The sequence below is a fragment of the Candidatus Kapaibacterium sp. genome (assembly GCA_025059875.1).
GTDB lineage: Bacteria > Bacteroidota > Ignavibacteria > Kapaibacteriales > HRBIN21 > HRBIN21.
Window position 1 is genome coordinate 55740 of record JANXCT010000005.1, and the last position, 23398, is coordinate 79137.

23 protein-coding genes and 1 tRNA gene are annotated in these 23398 nt (G+C 59.9%); 14 read left to right on the forward strand and 10 right to left on the reverse strand.

The window, feature by feature from the left end; genetic code table 11:
• The first annotated feature begins 4 nt into the window (after nt 1–4).
• Entirely contained in the window at nt 5–1294 is a 1290-nt protein-coding gene (locus NZ960_06745; protein MCS7177291.1) for a glycosyl transferase family 1, read from the forward strand.
• Nucleotides 1295–1777: 483 nt separating this feature from the next.
• Here the strand turns inward: NZ960_06745 and NZ960_06750 are convergent, their stop codons facing one another.
• Nucleotides 1778–2443, reverse strand: coding sequence for a DUF4159 domain-containing protein (locus tag NZ960_06750; protein ID MCS7177292.1), 666 nt, complete (start codon nt 2441–2443; stop codon nt 1778–1780).
• A 114-nt stretch (nt 2444–2557) separates the two neighbouring features.
• On the opposite strand from NZ960_06750, the gene murF reads away from it, so the two are divergent.
• The 11 genes from murF to NZ960_06805 all read left to right on the forward strand — a co-directional run bounded on the left by murF (nt 2558) and on the right by NZ960_06805 (nt 13571).
• Complete coding sequence (murF, locus tag NZ960_06755) at nt 2558–4009, forward strand: UDP-N-acetylmuramoyl-tripeptide--D-alanyl-D-alanine ligase (protein MCS7177293.1); 1452 nt, start codon at nt 2558–2560, stop codon at nt 4007–4009.
• Nucleotides 3969–5099 carry a phospho-N-acetylmuramoyl-pentapeptide-transferase gene (mraY, locus tag NZ960_06760; protein ID MCS7177294.1) on the forward strand — a complete coding sequence of 377 codons (1131 nt, stop codon included), beginning with the start codon at nt 3969–3971 and terminating at the stop codon, nt 5097–5099. The genes murF and mraY overlap by 41 nt, the downstream gene beginning before the upstream one ends.
• A 45-nt stretch (nt 5100–5144) precedes the next feature.
• Nucleotides 5145–6152, forward strand: a complete 1008-nt coding sequence (locus tag NZ960_06765) for a 6-phosphofructokinase (GenBank protein MCS7177295.1) — start codon at nt 5145–5147, stop codon at nt 6150–6152.
• The gene (locus NZ960_06770; GenBank protein MCS7177296.1) at nt 6149–6964 is read left to right on the forward strand and encodes an ABC-2 family transporter protein; all 816 of its coding nucleotides are present in this window, start codon (nt 6149–6151) and stop codon (nt 6962–6964) included. The genes NZ960_06765 and NZ960_06770 overlap by 4 nt, the downstream gene beginning before the upstream one ends.
• Entirely contained in the window at nt 6930–7754 is an 825-nt protein-coding gene (locus NZ960_06775; protein MCS7177297.1) for an ABC-2 family transporter protein, read from the forward strand. The genes NZ960_06770 and NZ960_06775 overlap by 35 nt, the downstream gene beginning before the upstream one ends.
• Nucleotides 7754–8995, forward strand: coding sequence for a bifunctional phosphopantothenoylcysteine decarboxylase/phosphopantothenate--cysteine ligase CoaBC (gene coaBC, locus NZ960_06780; GenBank protein MCS7177298.1), 1242 nt, complete (start codon nt 7754–7756; stop codon nt 8993–8995). Before NZ960_06775 ends, coaBC begins: the two co-directional genes overlap by 1 nt.
• Nucleotides 8979–9671, forward strand: a complete 693-nt coding sequence (locus tag NZ960_06785) for a TetR/AcrR family transcriptional regulator (protein MCS7177299.1) — start codon at nt 8979–8981, stop codon at nt 9669–9671. Before coaBC ends, NZ960_06785 begins: the two co-directional genes overlap by 17 nt.
• A 74-nt stretch (nt 9672–9745) precedes the next feature.
• Nucleotides 9746–10153, forward strand: coding sequence for a hypothetical protein (locus NZ960_06790; protein ID MCS7177300.1), 408 nt, complete (start codon nt 9746–9748; stop codon nt 10151–10153).
• A 54-nt stretch (nt 10154–10207) separates the two neighbouring features.
• Nucleotides 10208–11989 (forward strand): 2Fe-2S iron-sulfur cluster-binding protein, encoded by a 1782-nt coding sequence (locus NZ960_06795; protein ID MCS7177301.1) that lies wholly within the window; start codon nt 10208–10210, stop codon nt 11987–11989.
• A 7-nt stretch (nt 11990–11996) separates the two neighbouring features.
• Nucleotides 11997–13058 carry an NADH-quinone oxidoreductase subunit NuoH gene (gene nuoH / locus NZ960_06800; protein MCS7177302.1) on the forward strand — a complete coding sequence of 354 codons (1062 nt, stop codon included), beginning with the start codon at nt 11997–11999 and terminating at the stop codon, nt 13056–13058.
• 15 nt (nt 13059–13073) lie between these two features.
• The gene (locus NZ960_06805) at nt 13074–13571 is read left to right on the forward strand and encodes an NADH-quinone oxidoreductase subunit I (GenBank protein ID MCS7177303.1); all 498 of its coding nucleotides are present in this window, start codon (nt 13074–13076) and stop codon (nt 13569–13571) included.
• A gap of 12 nt (nt 13572–13583) precedes the next feature.
• Here the strand turns inward: NZ960_06805 and NZ960_06810 are convergent, their stop codons facing one another.
• The 3 genes from NZ960_06810 to NZ960_06820 all read right to left on the reverse strand — a co-directional run bounded on the left by NZ960_06810 (nt 13584) and on the right by NZ960_06820 (nt 16674).
• Nucleotides 13584–14372: a hypothetical protein gene (locus NZ960_06810; protein ID MCS7177304.1), complete on the reverse strand. Its 789-nt coding sequence runs from the start codon at nt 14370–14372 to the stop codon at nt 13584–13586.
• 190 nt (nt 14373–14562) lie between these two features.
• Nucleotides 14563–15318 (reverse strand): slipin family protein, encoded by a 756-nt coding sequence (locus tag NZ960_06815; protein ID MCS7177305.1) that lies wholly within the window; start codon nt 15316–15318, stop codon nt 14563–14565.
• 39 nt (nt 15319–15357) lie between these two features.
• Nucleotides 15358–16674: a nodulation protein NfeD gene (locus NZ960_06820; GenBank protein MCS7177306.1), complete on the reverse strand. Its 1317-nt coding sequence runs from the start codon at nt 16672–16674 to the stop codon at nt 15358–15360.
• A gap of 102 nt (nt 16675–16776) precedes the next feature.
• On the opposite strand from NZ960_06820, the gene NZ960_06825 reads away from it, so the two are divergent.
• On the forward strand, nt 16777–17532 hold the full coding sequence (locus NZ960_06825) for a hypothetical protein (GenBank protein ID MCS7177307.1): 756 nt from the start codon (nt 16777–16779) through the stop codon (nt 17530–17532).
• 69 nt (nt 17533–17601) lie between these two features.
• Here the strand turns inward: NZ960_06825 and xseB are convergent, their stop codons facing one another.
• The 3 genes from xseB to NZ960_06840 are packed head-to-tail and all read right to left on the reverse strand — an operon-like array spanning nt 17602 to nt 21198.
• Nucleotides 17602–17838, reverse strand: a complete 237-nt coding sequence (gene xseB / locus NZ960_06830; protein MCS7177308.1) for an exodeoxyribonuclease VII small subunit — start codon at nt 17836–17838, stop codon at nt 17602–17604.
• Nucleotides 17810–19078: an exodeoxyribonuclease VII large subunit gene (xseA, locus tag NZ960_06835; protein ID MCS7177309.1), complete on the reverse strand. Its 1269-nt coding sequence runs from the start codon at nt 19076–19078 to the stop codon at nt 17810–17812. The genes xseB and xseA overlap by 29 nt, the downstream gene beginning before the upstream one ends.
• On the reverse strand, nt 19078–21198 hold the full coding sequence (locus NZ960_06840; GenBank protein MCS7177310.1) for a V-type H(+)-translocating pyrophosphatase: 2121 nt from the start codon (nt 21196–21198) through the stop codon (nt 19078–19080). Before NZ960_06840 ends, xseA begins: the two co-directional genes overlap by 1 nt.
• Before the next feature lie 70 nt (nt 21199–21268).
• Between NZ960_06840 and NZ960_06845 the strand changes: the two genes are divergently transcribed.
• Nucleotides 21269–21342: transfer RNA gene (locus tag NZ960_06845), tRNA-Val, on the forward strand.
• A 94-nt stretch (nt 21343–21436) separates the two neighbouring features.
• On the opposite strand, the gene NZ960_06850 is transcribed toward NZ960_06845, so the two are convergent.
• The 3 genes from NZ960_06850 to NZ960_06860 all read right to left on the reverse strand — a co-directional run.
• On the reverse strand, nt 21437–21958 hold the full coding sequence (locus NZ960_06850; protein MCS7177311.1) for a DUF4143 domain-containing protein: 522 nt from the start codon (nt 21956–21958) through the stop codon (nt 21437–21439).
• A 258-nt stretch (nt 21959–22216) separates the two neighbouring features.
• The gene (locus NZ960_06855) at nt 22217–22603 is read right to left on the reverse strand and encodes an AAA family ATPase (protein ID MCS7177312.1); all 387 of its coding nucleotides are present in this window, start codon (nt 22601–22603) and stop codon (nt 22217–22219) included.
• 282 nt (nt 22604–22885) lie between these two features.
• On the reverse strand, nt 22886–23398 hold a 513-nt coding region (locus NZ960_06860), incomplete at its 5' end, for a hypothetical protein (GenBank protein ID MCS7177313.1).

Below are 23398 nucleotides of genomic sequence, written 5' to 3' on the forward strand. Positions count from 1 at the left end.
CTGAATGGAACAGCCACGGCAGCGGGTGCTGGTCATTGCTTACTATTTCCCGCCGCTTGGGACGAGTGGAGTACTGCGGGTAGCGAAGTTCGTTAAGTACCTGCGAGACTACGGATGGGAACCGATTGTATTGACGGCGACTCCGACAGCATACTTCGCCTTCGACCAGTACCTACTGCAGGAGTTAGAAGAGCGTCGCATCCCGATCTATCGTACCTCCGACGATGGCAGTCCTTGGTGGGTACGTCGGTGGGCGGCCACTCAGCCGACCGTTCCGCTACCTGCGGAGTGGGTTCACTGGCTCTGGCTGCGCTGGAATCAGCTACGCTGGATTCCTGACCGTGCGGTCCGATGGCGCTGCCAAGCGTTGGCATTGGGACGGGAGCTCATCCGGGAGTACAAGCCCGCCATCATCTTTGCCACGGCCCCGCCCTTCACCGATCTCCTCATTGCGGCCGAGCTAGCGGAGCAATCGGAGCTACCGTACATTGTTGACTACCGAGATCCGTGGTGCGGTGATCCAGAGCGGTGGTATCCTACGCCTTGGCACCGACGAGCCCATCAAACATTGGAGCGAGGTGTGTTGACCCGAATGGCACGCGCTACTGTTGTTACTCGAGGGCTCAAGGAGCACCTCTTGCGGCAGTACCCTAGACTGCTGACCCACGAGGACATCGTCATCATCCCGCATGGCTACGACAGTGAGGACTTTGCACGGGCCGGCAACGTAGAGCCACCCCCGGACCGGTTGGTGGTGAGTTTCGTTGGGACTCTTAAGCACGGCAATCCAAGGACGATCTTGGAAGCATTCGCTCGGTTTGTACAGCAGCGGCCAGAAGCGCGGCGCCACCTACAGATCCGCTTCGTAGGCCTCATCCGCCCTGAACATCAGCAGATGGTGCGACGTCTGGGATTGGAGGACATCGTACAGGTGCAGGGCTACGTCCCGCATCTAGAGGCAATTCGGTACATGCTTAGCTCCCATGTCCTCTGGGTGGAGAATCGTCCATTAGGGTCACCAGCAAAGCTCTTTGAGTACTTCGGCGCTCGACGGACAATCTTGGCCTGCGTACCTCCGGAGTCGCCGATTCAGCCCTTACTAGAGGCCAGCGGTGCCGCCTTTTGGGTGAAGCCGGGCGATATTGAGGTTGCAACTAACCACGTTGCTGAACTCTACGAACGCTGGCGAGAAAGAGCGCTCCCAGTGCCTTCTGAGGAGTTTATACGGGGCTTTGAGCGCCGACTGCTGACCGGTGAGCTAGCGCGCTTGCTCAGCCTGCATGCTGCCTTGTAGAGGGACCTGAAGTGACCGCCGTCGTAGGGAGCACCGTAGTCGTAGGGAGTGCTGTGAAGGCGGAGTAGCACTTCAGATTAGCTTAGAATTGGGCGATGACGGTTGCGCAGCTCTAAGGCAACATCTGCAAGAGCTCAGGCAAGCGGAGGGGGTGCTCTTGCCCTTGTGCGCAACTACCAGCTTCTCGGGTCCGGCAGATGCAAATGTCGTTGGAGGCTTACCTGCCTTGGCTATGCTGCTGCAGAAAGCTTTGCCCAGCTCGCTTCTCGTAGAGTGTACTTCGTGAGCTTCGTGGCTGGAACTACAACTGTGCTCTGCCCTGGCAAGCGACTGCTGTTACCGGACCTGGAGGCTAGATGTTCGCTGGCGGATCCCATAACTCTGGAGCAGCTTCGGACGTGGGGAGCGCAACACCTGGATGCCGTGGAATAGCAAAGCGGACGCAGGAGGTCCTCTGGAGGTTGCCGGGAGCGGGCTGAGAAGCTACTGCGTCAAGACCCACACGACGATATTGGTGCCGAACTTCAAGGCCGCCTCGCGTTTCTCTGGAGGATCGTTGTGCACCTCAGGGTCTGCCCATCCGTCGCTGGGGTTGCTCTCGTAGGTGTAGAGCACGCAGAGCCGCCCCTCATGGAAGATGCCGAAAGCTTGGGCGGGCTTAGCATCGTGCTCATGGATTTTCGGGACACCGTGTGGGAATCGGAAGTGGCAGTGGAAGAGGCCGTACGAGAAGGGGAGTTCCACGAATTCCTTGTCGGGAAAGACCTTGCGCATCTCGCGGCGGATGGCGGTGTCTAGTCCGTAGTCGTCGTCTATGTAGAGGAACCCGCCGTTGAGCAGGTAGGCGCGCAGCCGGCGTGCTTCTTCAGGTGTGAAGACGACGTTGCCGTGCCCCGTCAGAAACAGCATTGGGTACTGGAAGATAGCGTCGCTACTGAGCTCCACGTACTCGAAGACCGGGTCTACGGGAATCGTGGTGTGCTGCTGGACGAATCGGAGGAGGTTGACCTCTGCCGAAGGGTCGTTGTACCAATCCCCTCCACCGCCGTATTTGACGCGGGCAATCTTGAAGGCCCCTTTCGGTGCCTGGCCTTCTGAGGAGAGAGGGGATAGCACCAACAGGCAGGTGAGAAGCAAGACAGAGGGCATGGTACTTCCTAGTAGACTACTGTCGTTTCCTCGCCGATGAAAGACGTTTCGCGCGGAAAGCTATGGCACTTCCAGGGACCAGCCTAATTTTGCAGCGCCTGTAGTTGTGCGGATATGGAGCCGTGCATTCCGGACGTCGTGTGGTGGGGATGGGAGCTCCGGAGCTTGCTTGCGGAGGCTGCTGAGGGCGTCGCGGAGGAAGAGTGCTTTCAAGGGCTGACGATAGATTCCCGTAAGCCGGCAGTGGGAGGCATCTTCGTAGCGCTGCGAGGACGGACGGTAGATGCTCACACGAAGTTGCCCGAAGCCTTTGCTGGGGGAGTCAAATTGGCAATCGTTGAACGGCGGAGTTGGGTTCACTTCCCTGCAGAGTGGCATCAGCGGTACCGCTGCCTCCCGGTAGCGGATCCGCTAAAAGTGTTGGGGGAGCTAGCGCGGCTCCATCGCCGGAGATTTGCTCTCCCGGTGGTTGCGATTGCGGGATCTGCCGGCAAGACGACAACGAAAGAGTTACTGGCCTCCGTGCTTGCCACGCGTTTCCGCGTTCTGAAGACCGCTGGGAATGAGAATAACGCCTTGGGTGTGCCCTTGACCCTACTGCAGCTCCGCTCGGAGTACGAGGTTGCTGTTGTAGAGATCGGTACAAGCTCCTTCGGGGAGGTTGCTCGCCTGTGTCAAATCGCACAGCCGACGCACGGTGTCATTACAGCGATTGGTGAGGAGCATCTGGAACAGCTGGGTTCCCTTAGAGGGGTCCAGCAGGAAGAGACAGCACTAGTGCGGTATCTGCAGAGTCGCGGTGGGATAGCGGTGCTGCCGGCCGGAAGTGGTTTAGAGCGAGACTATCCAGGCGTGCGGACGTTTGGAATGACGCCTGAAGCAGACGTGATGGCAGAGGTGGCCTTCACTGCTGATGGGCGTGCCCTATTACGTCTGCGGTATGGCGCTGAGCACTGTGAGTGTCAGCTACGGCTGCTTGGTCCTGCGGGAGCACGGTCAGCCATGGCTGCGGCTGCCGCGGCTTGGGTGCTTGGACTGAGTGCGGAGGAGACGGCCCAAGGACTCTCTGCCTACGACCCCCAGCCTTCCCAAGAGGGCTATGCTCGGATGGTACTCATGCAGCTGCCGAACGGAATTCAGGTGCTCAACGACACGTACAATGCAAATCCTCTCTCCATGCGGGTAGCTCTAGAGACACTGCGCCAGCTTCCGTGTTGCGGGCGCCGATGGGCTGTACTGGGAGATATGCTGGAGCTGGGGCCGGCACTTGAGGAGGCCCACAGGACCGTTCTGCGGCAGGCCCTCGAGAGTGCTGAGGTAGTCTGCGTATTTGGTGACGCCTTTGCCCGAGTTGCAGCTGATTACCCCGACGTATACATTGCAACTTCTCACGAGGAGTTGGCAGAGCGGTTGTGGCAGGAAGCACGGCCTGGAGACTTAGTGCTTTTGAAGGGCTCTCGTGGGATGGCGATGGAGCGTGTAGTGGGTCTGTACCAGCAGAGAGTAAGGATGGGGAAGGGTAGCGATGTTGTACCATCTGGCGCTGTGGATCTGGAAGACCTTTGATCCCCCGGGGTTCGGGGTATTCCAGTACGTTACCTTTCGGGTGGCAGCGGCAGCGATCACAGCGTTGGTCATTTCGTTCGTCGTAGGGCCACTCCTCATCCGCTTCCTACGCCGCCGCCATTTCCAAGAGCACGGTAAGCCCGAACTCCAAGCGGTTGGCAATCATGCCCAGAAGCACGGGACCCCCACGATGGGCGGACTCATCCTCCTACTGGCGATCGTTGTCCCGACCCTGCTGTGGGCGAACGTAGCGAATGGGATGGTCGTGGCCATCCTGGTGGTCGTCCTATGGTTGGGGGTGGTGGGGTTCGTGGACGATTACCTCAAGGTTGTCAAGCGCTTGCCGAATGGGCTCATTGGGCGGTACAAGCTTTTGGGGCAGGTGTCGATTGGACTGGGGTTGGGACTTGCGATTGTATGCTGGCCGGAGTGGTTCTCCAGCAGCTACCCGGCAGTAGCCACGCAGACAACCGTCCCCTTCGCGAAGGATGTAAATCTCGACTGGGGACTGCTCTACGTCCCGATGGTTGTGCTGGTTGTCACAGCGACTTCCAATGCTGTGAATCTGACCGACGGGCTGGATGGATTAGCAGTGGGGACCGTGGGGATTGCTGCTCTGGCGATGGCACTCATTGCATACGTGTCGGGTAATGCGGTGTTCGCTGACTACCTAAACATTGTACACCTCCGTGGGGCCGATGAGCTGAGCATCTTCTGCGCGGCTATGGTAGGAGCTGCAATGGGCTTCCTCTGGTTCAACACGTACCCAGCGCAGGTCTTCATGGGGGATACAGGCTCACTGGCGCTTGGAGGTGCGTTAGGGGCTTTGGCCGTCTTGCTCAAAAAGGAGCTGCTGTTGCCAATCCTTGGAGGCATCTTCGTGGCAGAGGCACTCTCCGTTATCCTCCAGGTGGCCTACTTCAAGTACACGAAGTGGCGGTACGGTGAGGGGCGTCGGCTCTTCCGAATGGCACCGCTCCACCACCACTTTGAGCGCTGTGGATGGCACGAAGCGCAGGTGGTCGTGCGTTTCTACATCATCGCTGTCATCTTGGCAATCCTGACGATGACGACGTTCAAGGTGCGGTGAGGGGTTGCGTGGAGGGAGCCTGTACGGTGACTGGAGAGTAGGGCAATGAAGTGTGCGGTTCTCACTGGTGGCGGAGACTGCCCAGGCATGAATGCATTTGTCCGGGCTGTGGTGCGGACTACGTTCAACCTCAGCCCGGAGAGTAGCGTCTGGGGAGTCTTGGACGGCTGGAAAGGGCTAGTGTACAACGAGTACCGCCCTTTGAATAAGCGCGACGTCTCCGGCATCGCAGCGCTAGGCGGGACGATTTTGGGGACAATGCGTTTTCCTGAGCTAGCAACAGATCAATCCCTCCAGGAGCGAGCGGCACGGAACTTGGAAGAGCAGGGGTTTGACTACTTGTTCGTCATCGGAGGCAATGGCAGTGTGAAAGCGGCGTGGACACTGGAGCAGATTCTGCGCCGGCAGGGATGGAGGACCCGGATTCTGGTAGCAGCCGGCTCTATTGATAACGATGTCTGCAACAACTACGGCACCTCGATCGGCTTCTACAGCGCTCTGGAGCGTAGCCTAGAGATGCTGAGCTGGATTCGGGACACGGCCAGCTCGCATCGTCGGGTCTACCTCATCCGCTCCATGGGGCGCGATTCGGCGTACTTAGCCTTCTACGCTGGTATCATCGGTGGGGCTGAATACGCCATTCGGCCGCACGAGGACGTGGACTTCGAGCGCTTAGCAGAGATTGCGGCACAGCGCGATCGCGACACCATCATCGTTGTAGCGGAAGCTTATCCGAAATCCCTGCGAGAAATCCAGCAGACGTTAGAGGAGATCTTTCGCCGCCGAGGGATTGACCGGGAGATTCGAGCCGTAGATATGAGCTACTTCCAGCGCGGCGGCAAGGCTTCGGTAACCGACATCTTGCGGGCTAGTTGGCTGGGTTATCGAATGGTTTGCGATGCTCTGAAGGGCTGTGGCAGCGGCTTCTACACGGCCTTCTACATCGGCCATGTACAGGAGCCGCTGCCTCTGGAGCTTGCTGCGGACGATGCCCGGACGAGCCATTTGGACATCCCGCCGGAGGTTATCCGGATGGCAGTGGCACTGCGATGAGCTATCTGCGAGTGTACGCGAGCATTGCGCGAGTGGGGCTCAGCGCTGCCCTCATGTACCGCACAAACTTCCTCTTCACAGCTGGCCTGACGGTCATTGTCGGCGTCACGGTCCAGCTCTTCCTCTGGCTTGCTGTCTACGGTTGGGGACAGAGAGCGACATTTGCGGGCGTACCTTTCGCCCAGATGGCGCTCTACATCGCTTGTGCTACCTTGAGCCTGGGGATTACGCGCGGGGGACGGGTGGAGCGGATGGTGGCGGAAGAGATTCGCACGGGCGAATTAGTCCGGTACCTACTGAAGCCGATTGCCCACGGCCCTGCCACGTTTGCAATGGCAGTGTCGGAGCGAATCGTAACGTTTCCGGTGGTGCTTCTGCTGGCGTTGGTGGCCGTAGGGATAACGCTTCCGTGGTTGCCACTACACGTCGGTATTGAGCGGGTGCTCTTAGCGGCCCCGTTTTTGGTCGTTGGGATGGTGCTGAACTTCCTCATGGGGCTCGGTATCTCGTACCTAGCCTTCTGGATGGATGAGGTGTGGACGCTGCATGTCATCAAGGACATCAGCCTATGGCTCCTCTCGGGACAACTGATGCCGCTTTCGCTGCTGCCCTACGAACTTCGGATAGTGTCGGAGTGGTTGCCCTTCCAATACCTTGCGTATGTCCCGGCAGGTATTGTCGCAGGTCTGATTCCAGCAGAGGAGTTGCCATTCTTCGGTCTACGTGCGATCGCGTGGTGTCTGCTGCTGATGGGGGGAGTAGCAGTGGTGTGGCGCTATGGACTCCGCCGCTTTGGCGGGTACGGAGGCTGAGCCGATGCTGATGGGGCTTCGCCTGTGGGGACTCTTCCTAGCCCAAGCGCTCAGCCGAGAGATGGAGTATCGGCTCCACCTGTGGCTGAGCTTCCTCATCGATGTGGTCTGGTATGCCGTCCAGGTGGGACTCTTCGAGGTCATCTACCTCCACACGCCGACGGTCGCGGGCTGGAGTCGTGCAGAGATGGCTGTCTTCTTGGGGACGCTGTTCGTAGTGGACGCCCTCAACATGGCGCTTTTCTCCACGAACTTCTGGCGCATCCCACAGTACGTGCTCACAGGTGAGCTGGACTTCTTCCTGCTCAAGCCGGTGTCTCCCTTCTTCCTGGTGTTCCTGCGGTATCCGAACGTAGCCTCGTTCCTGAACCTGGCGGTGGCGCTGACGGTACTGGGGTACGCCTTCAGCCTCACCTCTCCGGCGTCGGTCCTGGCGGCAGTGGCGTATCCGATCTTCATCATCAATGGGCTCCTCTGCATGCTCAGCTTCCAGGCACTCATTGGGGCATTGGCGATTCGGATCCTGGCTGCGGAGGGGATTCAGCAGACCTTCCACATCCTGTACCAGTTCGGGATGAAGCCCGATAGCATCTACGCGCCGATCTTGCGGCGTATTCTGCTGTACGTGTTCCCGATGGGGCTTGTGGCCTCTGTCCCTGCTCAAGTTGTGTTGGGACGGGCTACAGAGGAGGTTGTGCTTGCTGGGCTCGTTATCCCGCCACTCCTGCTCCTGGTGAGCCGGTTCCTCTTCCTGCGGGCTCTGCGGTACTACACGGGGGCGAGCGCTTAATGGAGCGGTTGCGCGGGCGCCGTATCGTGCTGGGGGTGACAGGGAGCATTGCAGCCTACAAGGCACCTCTGATCCTTCGGGAGCTGTTGCGGCAAGGGGCTGAGGTGCGGGTCGTCATGAGTCCTTCGGCACGTCAGTTTGTGGCGGAAGGAGCGATAGCGGCATTCGCGCCGGTGGTCGTGGACGTCTTCCCTATAGGCTTCCCGGGAAGTTGGCACGTTGAGTGGGCCCGGTGGGCGGAAGTGATGCTAATTGCACCGTGTTCGGCCACGACGTTGAGTAAGCTCGCTATTGGGCTCTGCGACACAGCCCCAACGTTGGTTGCTCGCTCCCTGCCGCGGACAACCCCGTTAGTAGTGGCGCCGGCGATGGATACAGAGCTGTGGGAGCAGCCGGCTCTGCAACGAGCGGTTGCGCAATTGCGGGCAGAGGGGGTATGGGTACTGCCACCGGCCTATGGGGAACTTGCTAGTGGGAGCATAGGCGTAGGGCGGCTGCCGGAAGTGGAATCTATCCTCAGCACGGTAGAGGGAGCGCTGACGACGGGGGTGCTCTCGCCGTGGCATTGTCAGTTCTGGTCTGGACGACGCGTGCTCGTTACGGCGGGACCGACGCGGGAGCCTATCGATGCCGTCCGCTACCTTAGCAATGCCTCCAGCGGGCTCATGGGTTACGCTTTGGCGGAGGCATTCCGGGATCGAGGCGCCGAAGTTGCGTTGGTGACGGGTCCCACTATGCTACCCGAACCGCCCGGTGTCGAGCTCCATCGGGTGGAGACCGCAGAGCAGATGTATGAGGCAGTTCGTGGCTGTGCCGCAGAAGCAGACGTCATCGTTGCTACTGCAGCGGTTGCAGACTACGCACCAGCAGAGCCGATGGTGGGGAAGCGGAAGCGGGGTGCGGAGGAGTGGCTGCTGCGGCTACGCCCGACTCCGGACATCTTAGCCCACTTGGCGCAACGGCGGCGGCCAGGACAGATCTTGGTCGGCTTTGCTTTGGAGGTGCAGGAGGAATGGAGTGCTGCCCGCCAGAAGCTCACGACGAAGGGTGTCGACCTCCTCGTCCTCAACAGTCTACGGTGGGGGCGCAGCGGTTTCGGCCGCGAAGACAATACAATTGCCTTGCTCTTTCCAGATGGGCGAATTCGGATGCTTCCCCCACGCTCAAAGCGGGTGTGTGCCGAATGGATCGTCAACGCAGTGGAAGAGGTTGCGAGTGCTGCCCATGGCCCGAAGGGATAAGGAGGCAAAGCGCGACCGCCTCTTACAGGCCGCTGCAGAGCTTTTTGCACGCAAGGGGTACCATGCTACAAGGGTTGCGGAGATTGCCCAGCGGGCCGGGGTAGCGAAGGGCACCGTTTACGAGTACTTCCCCACGAAGGAGGAGCTCTTCTATGCCCTGCTGGATGGGTGGCTGACGCGGTTTGAGACCGATCTCTCTGAGCACTTGGCGGCAGAGTCCGACCCTCTCCGGCAAGCTGACATTGTACGGGAAGCAGCGGTACAGTTCTACCGCCGTCACGCAGCCCATGCGCCGATCTTCCTTGAGTTCTGGGCCCATGCCCTGCGCAGTTCGGATGGGCGCTTCTTGAGACGAATACAGCGTTTTCGGACCTTCTTAGAGGAGCAGGGCCATCGTCTGACAGAGGCTCTCGTAGCCAGTGGTGTCTTCCTACCCGTGGATGTCCCATCGTTGGTGCGCTTAGAGGCAGGTATCTCGGACGGGATTTTCTTGCTGTGGGTGCTCTCAGGGCGGAGCTTCTCGCTAGAGCGGGCGTACGTGTTCCGGCAATCCGTCCTGGGACTGGGGGTGCTTTCGGAGGCAGCTCGCCAACTGCTGCGTGATAGACTCCAGCAGAAGCTGCGGGAGGGATTCCTCTTGCAGCTACCCAAGCCGGTACAGTCGCCCGAGCCATAGCACCCGATAGGAGTTAAGCCACAGGAGGGGAGCCGCTTCCTCGTCTCCGGAGTTAGGCGAGAAGAGCAGTCGCAATGCAGACGACGCTGTGGGAGCGGGCACGGGATACATGGCTTTTCCAGCGCCGCGCAGAAGATGGAGCCGTGGAAGTAACGGCTGGAACAATTGTCTACGGCGCAGTGGTACGGGCATTCGCTATCGTTGTGGGTAGCCTCACCTTAGCCTCCCTCCTACCCGATGTGTGGCGGTATTGGTGGATCGTCTTGCTGGCACTCTGGGCGGTGGTCTTCTATCCAGCCTACCGCCGCTGGAGCCAGTTTACGCAGGAAGTGCGCCAGCTCAGAGAGGAACTCCTCTGCGGTTCTTGCTGCCACTTCGATGAGACGGGGCAGCTCTGCACACTCCTCGACGAGCATGTTCGCCCCGACTACATCCCGTGCGGTGGTGAGGCTTGGGAACCCTGCGATACCTCAGAAAAGTAGTCGGTAGCCGCGGCGTAATTTTGCGCGAAACTGCAGTACTGATGAGGGTCCAAAATGCCTGTGATCGCGATAGACGGCCATCGAGTAGAGGCTCCAGCCGGTAAGACCATCATTGAAGCCGCGTACGAGAGTGGATTGCAAATCCCGCACTTCTGCTGGCATCCGGCGCTGTCCGTTGCTGGCAACTGCCGCATGTGCCTAGTAGAGGTTGGGCTTCCCAAGCGGCGCTCCGATGGCACCATTGAAGTGGATGAGAAGGGGCAGCCTGTCATCGAGTTCCTGCCAAAGCTCCAAATTGCTTGTGCGACGCCTATTGCTGATGGGATGGTGGTACGCACGAAGAGCGAGCGCGCTGTCCGGGCACAGGAGGCCGTGATGGAGTTTTTGCTCATTAACCACCCGCTGGACTGCCCTATCTGCGACGAGGCTGGGCAGTGTAAGCTCCAAGAGTATGCCTTCCGCCACAGTCGGGGTGTCAGCCGGTTTACGGAGGAGAAGGTCCACAAGCCCAAGCGAGTTATCTGGGGGCCGACGATCATCTTCGACGCTGAGCGGTGTATCCTCTGCTCGCGGTGCATCCGTTTTGCCAACGAGATTGCTAAGCAGCCGGTGCTCACCTTCGTAGAGCGGAACGACCATGTGACCATCGAGCTCTATCCCGGCACGGAGTTCGACAACCCGTACTCTATGAACGTCATCGAACTCTGCCCCGTAGGAGCGTTAACTAGCCGTGACTTCCGCTTTCGGGCGCGAGTGTGGGAGATGAGCTTCACGGACTCTATCTGCCCGGGATGTGCCCGTGGGTGCAATATCCGGATTGGTGTCCGGAACAACGAAATCCTGCGTCTGGAGCCACGCCGCAACTTGCGTGTCAACCAGTACTGGATGTGTGATGAAGGGCGGTTGACACAGTATGGCTTCGTAAACCACAATCGTGTTGATGGAGCATGGCTTCGCCGAGTCAGCACGGAGAAGCCAGAATCGGTCTCCTGGGAAGAGGCATATGAGGCTGTGGCTTCAGTGTTGCGCCGCTACAAGCCTAGCGAGATTGCAATCATCGGCTCAGGCCGGCTGACAAACGAGGACGCCTATGCTCTGGTCAAGTTCGCCCGCACGGTGCTAAAGACCCCCAACATGGACTTCCCGCGGCGGGAGGATCCTTACTTCGAGGATGACTTCCTCCGCTGCCGTGACCGTAACCCGAACACGACTGGTGTTGTGGAAATTGGCCTCAAGCCCGGGGCTGGAGGAGTGAATCTGGTGGAGCTCCCGCAGAAGGTGCGGTATGGTGCTGTCCGGGTGCTCTACGTTGTAGAGGAAGACGTAGCATCCATCTCCCCAGAGTTGCGGCAAGCGTTGGAGGAGGCAGAGATCGTCATTGTCCATGCGACGAACCATAACGAAACCACGAAGCGCTCCCACATCGTGTTGGCAACGACTACCTACGCCGAGCTCGAGGGGACTTACACGAACATCCAGCGGTATGTTCAGCTCTTGCGGCCTGCTGTGGCCACAAAAGAGCGGGAGCGCTACACGGGAATGCAGATGAGCCGGTGGGACAAGTTCGGTGCCTGGAACGACCGCTGGACCCATGGACCCCGTCGGAACTGCCGGCAGACATGGCAGCATCTTAAGGAGATCGCTCGGCTTCTGGGAACGTTGTGGAAGTGGCATCGCTCTGAGGACGTCTTCCGAGAGCTAGCTCAGGAAGTGCCGAGCTTTTCTGGCATGACCTACGAGTTGCTAGAAGCCTATCAAGGAGTAGCATTGGGCAGGGGATTGGCTCCTGAACCTGTGCCGGCTATGCGGTATGAGTCGCATGTCTTGAAGCCATAGGGCGGCGATGACAGAGCTACTGGTGCAGCTTGTGGTCGCCGGTATCAAGGCCTTCATCGTCATCAACACCGTCCTTTTGGCAGCAGCGGGGTTAGTGTATGCCGAACGCCGCATTGCGGCATGGATCCAGGACCGGATTGGTCCCAACCGTGTTGGCCCATTCGGCCTCCTGCAGCCGTTTGCTGACGTCATCAAGCTGTACTTCAAGGAGGACCTGGTGCCAGCACTGGCTGATCGGGCATACCACCGGCTGGCACCGTGGATTTCCATTACGGTCGCGCTGAGCCTCTACGCTGTCATCCCAATAGCTGACTCTGTCGTCATTGGTGGCCAGCGCATCCCGCTCGCGATAGCGCCGAACATTAACGTTGGGGTGCTCTACATCCTGGCGATGGCTTCTATCGGTGTCTATGGGATTGTGCTGGCAGGCTGGGCATCCAACAACAAGTACTCTCTCCTCGGAGGTCTGCGCTCTTCGGCGCAGATGATCTCCTACGAGTTAGCACTAGGGCTGTCGATCGTGGGTGTCGTGATGGTGGCGGGGACATTAGACTTAGCCGAGATCATTGCCCGCCAGCAGCACGTTTGGAATATCGTCTACCAGCCCCTGGGCTTCCTGCTATTCCTCATTGCCTCGTTTGCGGAGACCAATCGTGCACCGTTCGACCTGCCAGAGGCTGAGCCAGAACTGGTCGGAGGCTACCACACGGAGTACTCTGGCATGAAGTTCGGGCTTTTCTTCCTAGCGGAGTACTCCAATATGGTGGTGGCCTCACTCATGATGGTAGTGCTCTTCTTAGGCGGGTGGCATGTGCCCTTCATACCGGAACTCCCGCGGTGGTTAGGGCTGCAGGAAGGGTCCATTGGGCTGGCTCTCTTCCAGGCAGGGGTGACGCTGGCGAAGACCGCTGTGCTGCTCTTTCTCTTCATCTGGGTACGCTGGACGGTGCCGCGCTTTCGCTACGATCAGCTGATGCGCTTAGGTTGGCGTGTTCTCCTACCTCTCGCGCTGCTGAACATCGTTTTAACAGGTGCTGTGTTGCTCGCGCTGGAGTACGTTGTACGTTAACCGACGGAGGCAGCGATGAACGTAAAGGAGAATACGGAAGCCCAGCGAATGAGCTTCTGGGAGAAGCTCTACCTGCCGGCCATCGTGCAGGGCCTGGGCATCACGCTGCGGCAGATGTTCAAGCCGAAGTTCACGCGGCAGTATCCAGAGGAGCGCTGGGAACCGCTGGGTTCGTACCGGGGCCGTCCGGTGTTGGTGCTGGACGAAGACGGGGAGCGGTGCGTGGCTTGTGGACTCTGTTCGCGCGTCTGTCCAGCGCTTGCCATTGAAGTGCAGGCTGCTGAGACGGAGCGCGAGAAGGAGCGTTATCCGGTCAAGTTCGAAATCAACATGCTGCGCTGCATCTACTGCGGCTACTGCGAAGAGGTCTGCCCTGAGGAGGCCATCGTGATGAGCAAGGACTACGAGCTAGTCTTTGAGGACCGCGAGTCCGCCATCTTCGGTAAAGAGCAGCTCTTGGTGCCAGTTGAGCAGCTGCAAGACCGGCTGGAGTTCCTTCGGCGCTACAAGTAGCGCTGCCCAATGTTAGAGCGTGATTGGCTCCTCCTGAGTACGCTGTCGGAGTCGGCGGAGTTCACGTTCGTAACGTCGAAGCTCGTGGTCGTAGCGTTGCAGCTCTCGGTAGTAGCGCTGTAGTTCCTGTCCATAACGACGGGCTTCCTCTTGGTGTCGCTGGAGTTCCCGTCGGAGGGCACGGAGACGGTCCTGGAACTCCCGGCGCAATCTATCCCTTTGCCGCTGGAACCGCTGCTGGCACTGCTCCAGCGAGCGCTGGAGTTCCTGCAAGTGGTGTTGGAGCTGGTCGTTCCAGCAGTGGAATGGAGAGCGGAGAAGCAAACGGAGCTGTGGTGCAGTGTCCGGGATACCTCCGTCAAGGGCTACGGGAATAGCCTGTGGGAACACGCTATAGACCGCGCTCTTCCGAATCTCTCGCGGAGGGCTCGGAGGAGGCGGAGGAACTGGGGGTGCTATCTTCCAGGGCCGTCGGTACTTCTGCAATAGCGAGTCCAATGGTGCTGGTGGTAGAAGCCGAAAAGGGTCACCGTTCTCGAAGGGTGGCAGTAGGCGGAACAGCCCGTTGTCTTTAGGGTCGGGGGACTGCCGTTCCTTTGGGAATAGCCAGATCCGCAGGGAGTCCCGCGGTATGCTGAAGAAGTGGAGGCGGGGTGCCTTATCCCAATGCTCGGTGGAGTCAGGGTGCCGAGGTATGGGGAGCCAGCGCGACCAAGAGGAGTCCTGCACAGGGTCTTCTGGAGTGCTCAGGAGAGCAACGACTGCCTTGAGGACACCGATGCTGTGGGTTAGCCACCACATCAGGGCTCTTTCCCCTTCCTGTTGTGACTCCTTCTATCGGCCGTACCTGCGGTGTTAGAGGGATTGGCGGGCTAAGAGGTTTGGTGCACGCAGGAATACATCATACGGCCCTCCCGGTGATGGGTTGGCCGAGTGTAGACTGGGCGGCGCGTTGTTGAGTCGTTACGGCGGGGGCCTTTCAGCACCGAGCCTACGAACTCTGCTGGTCTGTGCGGCCCGCTATTAGCGGCCGTAGGAGGTCTATCGGGATTGGAAAGACGATCGTAGAATTTCGCTCACTGGCAATCTCCGTAAGCGTCTGCAGGAAGCGTAGCTGCAAGGCCACGGGGTACTGCTGAATCGTCTGGGCAGCTTCAGCTAGGCGCTGAGCAGCTTGGTATTCGCCTTCGGCGCTGATGATCTTGGAGCGGCGTTCACGCTCAGCCTCTGCCTGCCGTGCCATAGCCCGCTGCATCTCCACTGGCAGGTCGATCTGCTTGAGCTCTACGGCTGTCACTTTGACGCCCCAGGGCTCGGTATGGCTGTCAATGATCTCCTGGAGGTGCCGATTGATCTTCTCCCGTTCCGCTAGAATGTCGTCCAGTTCCGACTGTCCCAGCACGCTCCGCAGCGTCGTTTGCGCAATCTGGCTGGTAGCAAAGAGGTAGTTCTCCACCTCATTGATGGCTCTCTCTGGGTCCACGACACGGAAGTAGACGACGGCATTGACCTTGATGGAGACGTTGTCGCGAGTGATGACATCCTGCGAGGGAACTTCCATCGCGACAGTCCGTAAGCTCACCTTGATCATGCGGTCGATGAAGGGAATCAGTAGTACCAGGCCTGGGCCTTTGGACCCAATGAGGCGACCGAGACGGAAGACAACACCGCGTTCATACTCGTTCAAGACCCGCAAGGCTGAGCTTAGGAAAATCACTGCAAGCAGGAGCAGAACCAGCAGTTCCATAGCACCTTAGGCTTCGTTGGTGGAACTGGCTACTGCAAGTTACGACGAATCTGGAGTGACAGACTGCAGCTGTTGAGCTGCATCTATTGGTTCGACGTGGAGCACGAACCCCTCGCGTCGGACGATGCGAACCTGAGTGCCTGGCTCTATTAGCTGCGGAGCTGTAGCCCACCAGAGCTCGCCCATCAGGCGTACCCGCCCGCGCGTATCTGGCATAATCCGCTCTACAACTACGGCTGTCAGCCCAATCAACCCTTCGCCGCCACTGTACGGACGGCGTAACTGTGCCTGGATGCCCTTACCCAAGATCCACCCGAAGAACACCACGCTCCCTATGACCGTTGGGAGGATGACCGACCACGAGATACGCATGAACTCTAGCGGGGAGTCAATGAGCATGATGGAGCCCAGCAGCAGCGAGATGAGCCCTGCCAAGGTTAGCAGACCGTAGCTGGTGATCTTGAGCTCCAGCAGGAACAGTACGATAGACACCGCGATGAGCGCTAACCCCGCGTAGTTGACAGGCAACATCTGGAGAGCATAAGCGCCCAAGATAAGGCAGATGGCCCCAACTACACCGGGCACAATAGCTCCGGGGTTGTACAGCTCGAAGAGCAGCCCGTAGATGCCCAACATCAGTAGGATGTAGGCGATGTCGGGATTGCTCAGCAGGGCTAGGAGGCGCTGCCGCCAGTTCATCTGGACCTCCTCGATGCGGGCCTCAGCCGTCCGAAGCTTTCGGACACCGGAGGGGAGCTCAACGGAACGGCCATCCAGGACTTTCAGAAGGGAGTCCAACGAAGGGGCGATGAGGTCTATGACCTTTTCACGGAGCGCTTCCCGTTCAGTACTGGAGATACTACGCCGCACGGCATCTTCAGCCCACCGCACGTTGCGCTTGCGCTGTTGAGCAATGCTGCGGGCAAATGCAGCAGCATCGTTTGTGATTTTGTTTGCCATCACTGAGTCTGGGCTCTCTCCGCCTAAGCCTACAGGGTGTGCTGCTCCAATGTTCGTCCCTGGTGCCATCACCGCTACGTGAGCCGCTAGCGTGATGAAGACCCCAGCAGACCCAGCCCGTGCTCCCGAGGGGGCTATGTAGACCACAACGGGGATGGGGGACTGTAGGAGCTCCTGCACAATGCTCCGCGTGGACTCCAGCAGACCTCCAGGGGTGTTGAGCCGGAGGATGACCGCCTCAGCCCCTTGCTCTTTGCCCGTACGCAGCAGCATCGTGATGTACTCAGCCGTCGCTGGGTTGATAGCTCCCTCTATCGTGCCCACCAGCACGACCGGCTGGCTGCTCTGAGTAGAGAGGGTGGCCACGAGGGACAGGACAGGAGCCAGTAGTGGCATGGCAGCGGAGGCTCAGCTCTGGTGCAAGATTACGAAAAATCCACATACGCGAAAACCAGTAGCACCTCGTCTACCCAAGGTGGAGAAAATAGGGAGGGCGCCATGTGGGCGGTAGTAAGTGTCGCTGCCGGAGTGCTCATTCTTGGATGTGCAACTCCGTCCGGAACGTACCGAGACTACTTTGGCTTCCGCAACACACCTCTAGAGCGTCAAAAGCTAGACTCGCTAGAGGTTGCAGCCTCTCCAGTACGCTCCAGCGAGAGGTCGACGACAACGTACGTTGTCGTCCCGGAGACCTATGTTGTTGTCCCCGACTGGGCGTACGCTGATTGGTATGCTCCCTGGCAACCATCGGTCTACTACTGCCGTCCTGTGTACTACCGCTGGGGATATTGGCGCTACTACCCCTGGTACTGGTATGCGCCGCCCGTCGTGGTTGTCGTGCCCGCAGACCGTGTCCCAGAGCCTCCGGTGCGGGTACGCACCTTTGGTCCCTCGCGGGGCTCTGTGGAATCTATCCGGGCAATTCCGGTGGGAGAAGGGGGCGGTGGACGCTCACGGGAGAGGGCATCCTCAGATACTGCTTCCCCGCCATCTTTAGGGCTGTCTTCGGATACTACCTCCCTGCGCGGCCGCCCAAGAGGCGAGGAGTCTATTTGGGCTCAGCCAGTACAGGAGCCGTCGGCTCAGTCCCAGAGACGGAGTGAGCAGACTTCGGAGCAGGGTGGAGGACGGACTCGATCCGACAAGGCCGAGAAGGCAACCAAAGGGGACGAGGGGGTTACGGTTCGAACGCGTAGCAAGCGGGATGACATCAAGGAAGGTGGGGGACGCTCTCGGGGTAAGGCCCGCCCCTGAGACTTCCTGCAAAAGCTACCGAAGAGACTGCTTGGGAAGGGTGTAGAGCGTGGCACGAGAGGATCATGCTCAATCCGGCTCCGGGAAGCCCTCTTCGTCAGCAGTGGGAAATGCAGCGCTGCGAATCTGGACGACCCGGAGTTCTGCCTGCTCTAGGTACTGTCGGCAGCTTGCGATGAGTTGCATTGCTTCCTCGTAGAGCTGGAGCAGTTGCTCCAGCGGAAGCGTGCCACGATCCAGTAAGGACACGATCTCTTCCAGGCGAGCAAGCTGGCTTTCAAAGGAGGGAGAGCTGTTCTCGCTCATAGGAGTTCCCGTCGGTAGGGACAGTGCTGGGGACGGAGTCGGATTCTAGCGGTAGCACGTGTGTCAGGCGTGCGAATGCCCGCTCATGGAGGCGGATGATTTCTACCCGTGACAGACCCTGCAGTGAGGTATCAGGCGGAATGTAGCGCCCGTGGGCCCGCAGAAGGGCGAAGCCCCGCCGCAATGGTGCCAGAGGGTAGAGGCTTTGGCAGTGGGCTTCCAGAGCTGCCAGACGGTGACGGGCCTGCTGGAGACCACGCTCAACTGCACGGGCAAGGCGTTCCGAGAGCTCATCAACATCCTGCATCGCCAGGTGGATGCGCTCCTGGAAGCGTCGGAAGGCTGGATGGTCCGATAGCCACTGGAGACGAGTCCGTCCCAACTCCAGAGCCCGGGATGCTGCTTTCCAGAGCCGCTGTTCGGACTGGTCGAGCCACTCCAAGAGAGCCTGCTGCCCGAACTGAGAGACCAGCTCCGCTGCGGCCGTCGGTGTCGGAGCGCGTACGTCTGCAACGAAGTCGGCAATCGTGTAGTCCACTTCATGCCCGACAGCAGACACAACCGGGATGCGGGAAGAGTAGATGGCTTCTGCCACCTCTATCGTGTTGAAAGCCCACAGGTCCTCCAGTGAGCCGCCCCCACGGCCGACGATGATGACCTGCGCATCCGTTTGGTTGAGGTCTGCGATTGCCTGTGCAATATCTGCAGGCGCACCCTCTCCCTGCACGAGTGTTGGACGGAAGTAGACCGTAGCGGCTGGCATGCGACGGCGGAGCGTAGTGAGCATGTCATGGAGCGCTGCTCCACTAGGTGAAGTAGCAATCCCGATCCGGAGGATGAGCCGCGGCAGCGGTCGCTTCCGCTCCTCTGCAAACCATCCCCGGGCCTGGAGCTCTTGCTTCAGCCGCTCGAAGGCCTCGTAGAGGCTCCCGATCCCGTCCGGACGCAAGCTCCAACAGTCCAGTTGGTACTGCCCGCGCTGGGGACGGACGGTGATGGCTCCCTCCGCTATGACCCGCATGCCGTCTTGGGGTTCGAAGCTTAAGACCCGGCTCCGCCAAAGGACGCAGGCAATCTGTGCCGTCTCGTCCTTGAGCGTAAAGTACCGATGCCCCGAGCTGTGCAGCTTGTAGTTGGAAATCTCCCCGCGGACACGCACGTACGGGAAACTCTCCTCCAGCAGGAGCTGGAGCTGCCGCGTCAGCTCACCAACACTTAGCGTCGGGATTTCTATCGCCATCACTGGAAGAGCTGCAGGCTGAACCGCACGAAGAAGGGGACGAAGACCAGGCTTAGGATGGCCATGAGCTTGATGAGGATGTTCAGCGAGGGCCCCGAGGTGTCTTTGAACGGGTCACCAACGGTGTCCCCGATGACGGCAGCTTTGTGGGCCTCAGAGCCCTTGCCGCCGAGGTAGCCCTTCTCGATGTACTTCTTGGCGTTGTCCCAGGCAGCTCCGGAATTTGCCATGCTGGTTGCCAACGCGACGCCAGAGACGATAGCACCGATGAGGACTCCAGCGAGCATCTTCAACCCGAAGAGGAAGCCTACCACCAACGGGGTTCCCAGCACCAAGAGCCCTGGAGCCACCATCTCCCGCAGCGAAGCCTTGGTGGAGATGTCCACGCACTGTCGGTAGTCTGCTCTGGCCTTCCCCTCCAGCAGCCCAGGGATGGTGCGGAACTGGCGGCGGACCTCCTCAATCATGTCGAAAGCGGCTCGGCCTACCGCGCGCATGGTCATAGCTGAGAAGGCGAAGGGGAGGACACCTCCAACTAGGAGCCCCGCTAGGACCCAGGGATCAAGCAGGCTAGTGGTGTGGAGGATGTCCAGCTCAGGGGCGAACTCCTGGGCCCGGGTAACGAAGGCAGAGAAGAGCGCCAGTGCGGTTAGGGCTGCCGAACCAATGGCGAAGCCCTTGCCAATGGCGGCCGTCGTGTTGCCTGCTGCATCCAGGACGTCCGTGCGCTGCCGAATCTCAGGGCCCATGCCACCCATCTCAGCGATGCCGCCAGCGTTGTCGGCCACGGGGCCATAGGCGTCTATTGTAAGCGCCGTTGCGATGGTTCCCAGCATACCGAGCGCTGCAACGGCTACCCCATACATACCCCCTAGCGTGTAGCCGGTGATGGCTGTCAGGGCCAACAGGAGCGCCGGTACAATGGCGCTGTTGTAGCCGACCGCCAATCCGCCGATGATCACCGTAGCAGCACCCGTTCGGGCGGAGTCGGCTAGTTGCTGCACTGGGCGGAAGCGGTTGGAGGAGAAGTAGTCCGTCACAATCCCAGTCAGCAGGCCCGCTACCAGCCCGACGAGCACGCAGAAGAAGATTCCCAGCGCCGTGTACTGCTGGCCGAAGATGATGAACGTCTCTGGCAGCATAGTCTGTGAGGCAACGTAGGCTCCGATGCCCAGGAGTACAGTTGCGATGAGCAAGCTTCGGCGCAGTGCATTCTCGACATCAGCCTCTGTCCGGACGCGAGTCAGCAGCACAGCAATGAGGCTACAGAGCACCCCAATGGCGCTGATAGCCAGCGGGAAGAGGAGTGCCGGTAGGTTGTCTGGGAAAGCAACTGCTCCGATGACCAGCGCAGCACACGTGCTCTCTGCCACCGAGCCGAAGAGGTCTGCCCCCATGCCAGCGATGTCGCCGACGTTGTCGCCGACATTGTCGGCAATCACAGCCGGGTTGCGGGGATCATCCTCCGGGATGCCCGTCTCCACCTTTCCTACGAGGTCTGCCCCGACGTCAGCCGCCTTCGTGTAGATGCCGCCGCCGACACGGGCAAAGAGCGCCACACTGGAGCCCCCAAGGGCGAAGCCAGAGAGGACCTCCATGACGGTGCGCTTTTCCACACCATGCAGCACGGCGTCCAAACCAAGGTAGACGACAACCAGTCCCACGATCGCGATCCCCGCCAGCCCGAAGCCCATCACAGCACCGGAGTGGAACGCTGTGCGAAAGGCATGCGCTAGCGAGATGCGAGCGGAAGCGGCTGTACGCACGTTCCCATGCGTAGCGATCCGCATTCCGATGAAGCCGGCCAATACTGAGCAGAAGGCCCCACAGAGGAAGGCAATCGCCGTGTAGACTCCCTCGCGAACTGGGGTTAAGGGGTCGTCAATGAGGAGGGCAATGAGCACAGCGAACCCGAGCATGTAGAGCCCTAGGACACGGTACTCCCGCAGCAGGAAAGCCATTGCCCCCTCGGCAATCGCATCGGCAATGTCCCGGAGGCGTCGGGCCTCTTCAGGCGAGGCTGCCCCAGCCTCTACGGAGACGGCCAAGACGCGTTGCCGGAACACTATGGCCACCGCCAACGACAGCAACCCAGCCGCCAAGAGGAGCGAAACAACCATATCCCACAACGCCTTGTGTGACCGTACCCTCCAGCGTTCCGCAAAAATGCTAATTTTGCCCCTGCAGCGTGGGCTCTTGGCGCAGCTGGTTAGCGCGCTTCCTTGACATGGAAGAGGTCGCTGGTTCGAATCCAGCAGAGCCCACTAAGGGGTGGTCAGCGGGTTGACGCGTAGCGGCCGTAGGAGGCCTTCCAGCGTCACCAGCAGCCTGGTCCACAGCCAGAAGGTATGCGCAGCTTCACCTCGCAGCCTGTGAAACGTATTCGCAGAAGCGTCTGAGCCCTACTACCTCGACGCTGCCGCTGGTTGGATACTGCTCCTGCCCTGGGTAGATGAGCCAGCGCCGCTCGGCTTTCACATCGTCACATGCCAGGTGGAATCCCCACAAGGGATGCGGTGCAGGGCTCCGTTTGATCTCCACAGCCCAGCGCGTCCCGGTGGGGAGGAGGAGCAACAGATCAATCTCTGCTCCAGCGCTCGTGCGGTAGAAGTAGAGCTCCGTTCCCTCGGGCGCGCTGGCAGCGATGTTCTCTATCACCCATCCCTCCCAGCTCGCACCAGCGATCGGGTGTGCCAGCAAGTCCTCCAACGAACGGATTCCCAAGAGCGCATGGAGCGGCCCACTGTCCCGTAGATAGAGCCGAGGAGCCTTGACCAGGGGCTTGCCGACGCCCTCGTACCACGGTTGTAGCCGACGCAGCAGGAAGAGGTCTACGAACGTATCCACATACCGGTTGACGGTCCGCGCGTCCAATCCCAGACTTCGGGCAAGCTTGGCTGCGTTGTACGGCGCCCCCTGCCGATGTGCGAGCGTCGTCCAGAGGCGCCAGAGTGTCTCTACTGACAGCCGTGCGGAGGTGAAGAGCGGGAACTCACGCTCTAGGTAGGCCCGGAGGAGGTCGTACCGCCAGCGGAAGCTCTGTCCATCGTTGGCTGCCAGTAGGCTTTCAGGGAAGCCACCTCGTGGCCAGAGCTGCTCTATGGCGCTCCGTGCAGCTCCAACACGACGGAGTCAGCTCTAGGATACGGCTCGGCCCATCAGAGCTTCTCCCACGTGGCGCAAGAGCCCGAGGGATGCCGAGCCCAAGAGCAGGTACTGTCCCATGGGCTGCCCGGCCCGCCGCCCTCGGTCAATCGGACTGCGCAGCAGCGGCAACAACTCCGGCATGCGGTAGAGCTCGTCCAAGATGACCAGCTTGTCCCGGTGCCGCTCTAGGTAGGCTTCTGCGTCCTGCAGCTTTGCTCTGTCCTGCGGCGATTCCAAGTTCAAGGTACACCGACTCCCGTTCTGCAGCAATGGCGAGCGCCAGCGTGTCTTCCACGCCTGCCGCAGTCCGACCAGACACACGGCCGGTACCTCTGTAAGTGCCCGCTGCACTTGCGTATGGAGCCAATGCCGAATCATCCTTGCAGAAATAGCATCGCGATGAAGGATGTGCAGGGATGTCGCAGCCACGTATCGCAAACCTGCGATGAGTGCATAAAGATGCCAGCACCTTGTACGGAAAGCTCACCTGACTCCATCACCACACCGCGATGCCACCGTAGTACTCCCCGGCTGGAAAGGAAAACGCGATGCTCCTTCCCTCATCCTGTGCTTTGCAGGCGTTCTACGGTTTCCTCTGTCACAATCTTCGCTCCGATCTGCCGGAGCGTCTCCCGCACCTTGTGCTCAAGGGTCATCTGCTTAATCCCGTTTTGGCTTTGAGCCTCCATGTGGATCTGCAGGGTGATCTCGGCACCGTCTAGGCGCAGGGGGCCTTATCACGCCGCTAACGAAGTCGTAGAGTCTGTCCCAAGGGACGACGACTTCCAGCTTGTACTCGCGAATTACTGGTGTGCTGGGGCCAGGCCTAGGGGAGCCATCTTCTTGAGTGCCCTGCGTTGGACGCTCCAGGGTGGTGGTTCCCCCTCCCGTTCCTGATGGCGATTCAGGCGGGAGTTCCGGCTCACGCACGACGATCGCACCCGCTCCGAGCTGTGATAAGACGTTCTCTCCGAAGAAGGTGCGGTCACCGATCCGTACTCCAAAGACCTTCTCCCGCACGCCCTGCGCAATGGCGTTGAGCAGCACCTGCTTGCTCTCCAACATGGGCAGGTTCGAATACCGTAGAAACGCCTCGTAGAGGTCGTCCACGGCTTTCTCCGGTTTTCGGTCCCCATCGCCTTTTCCAGAATGTACCGGGGCGAGATCTTGTTG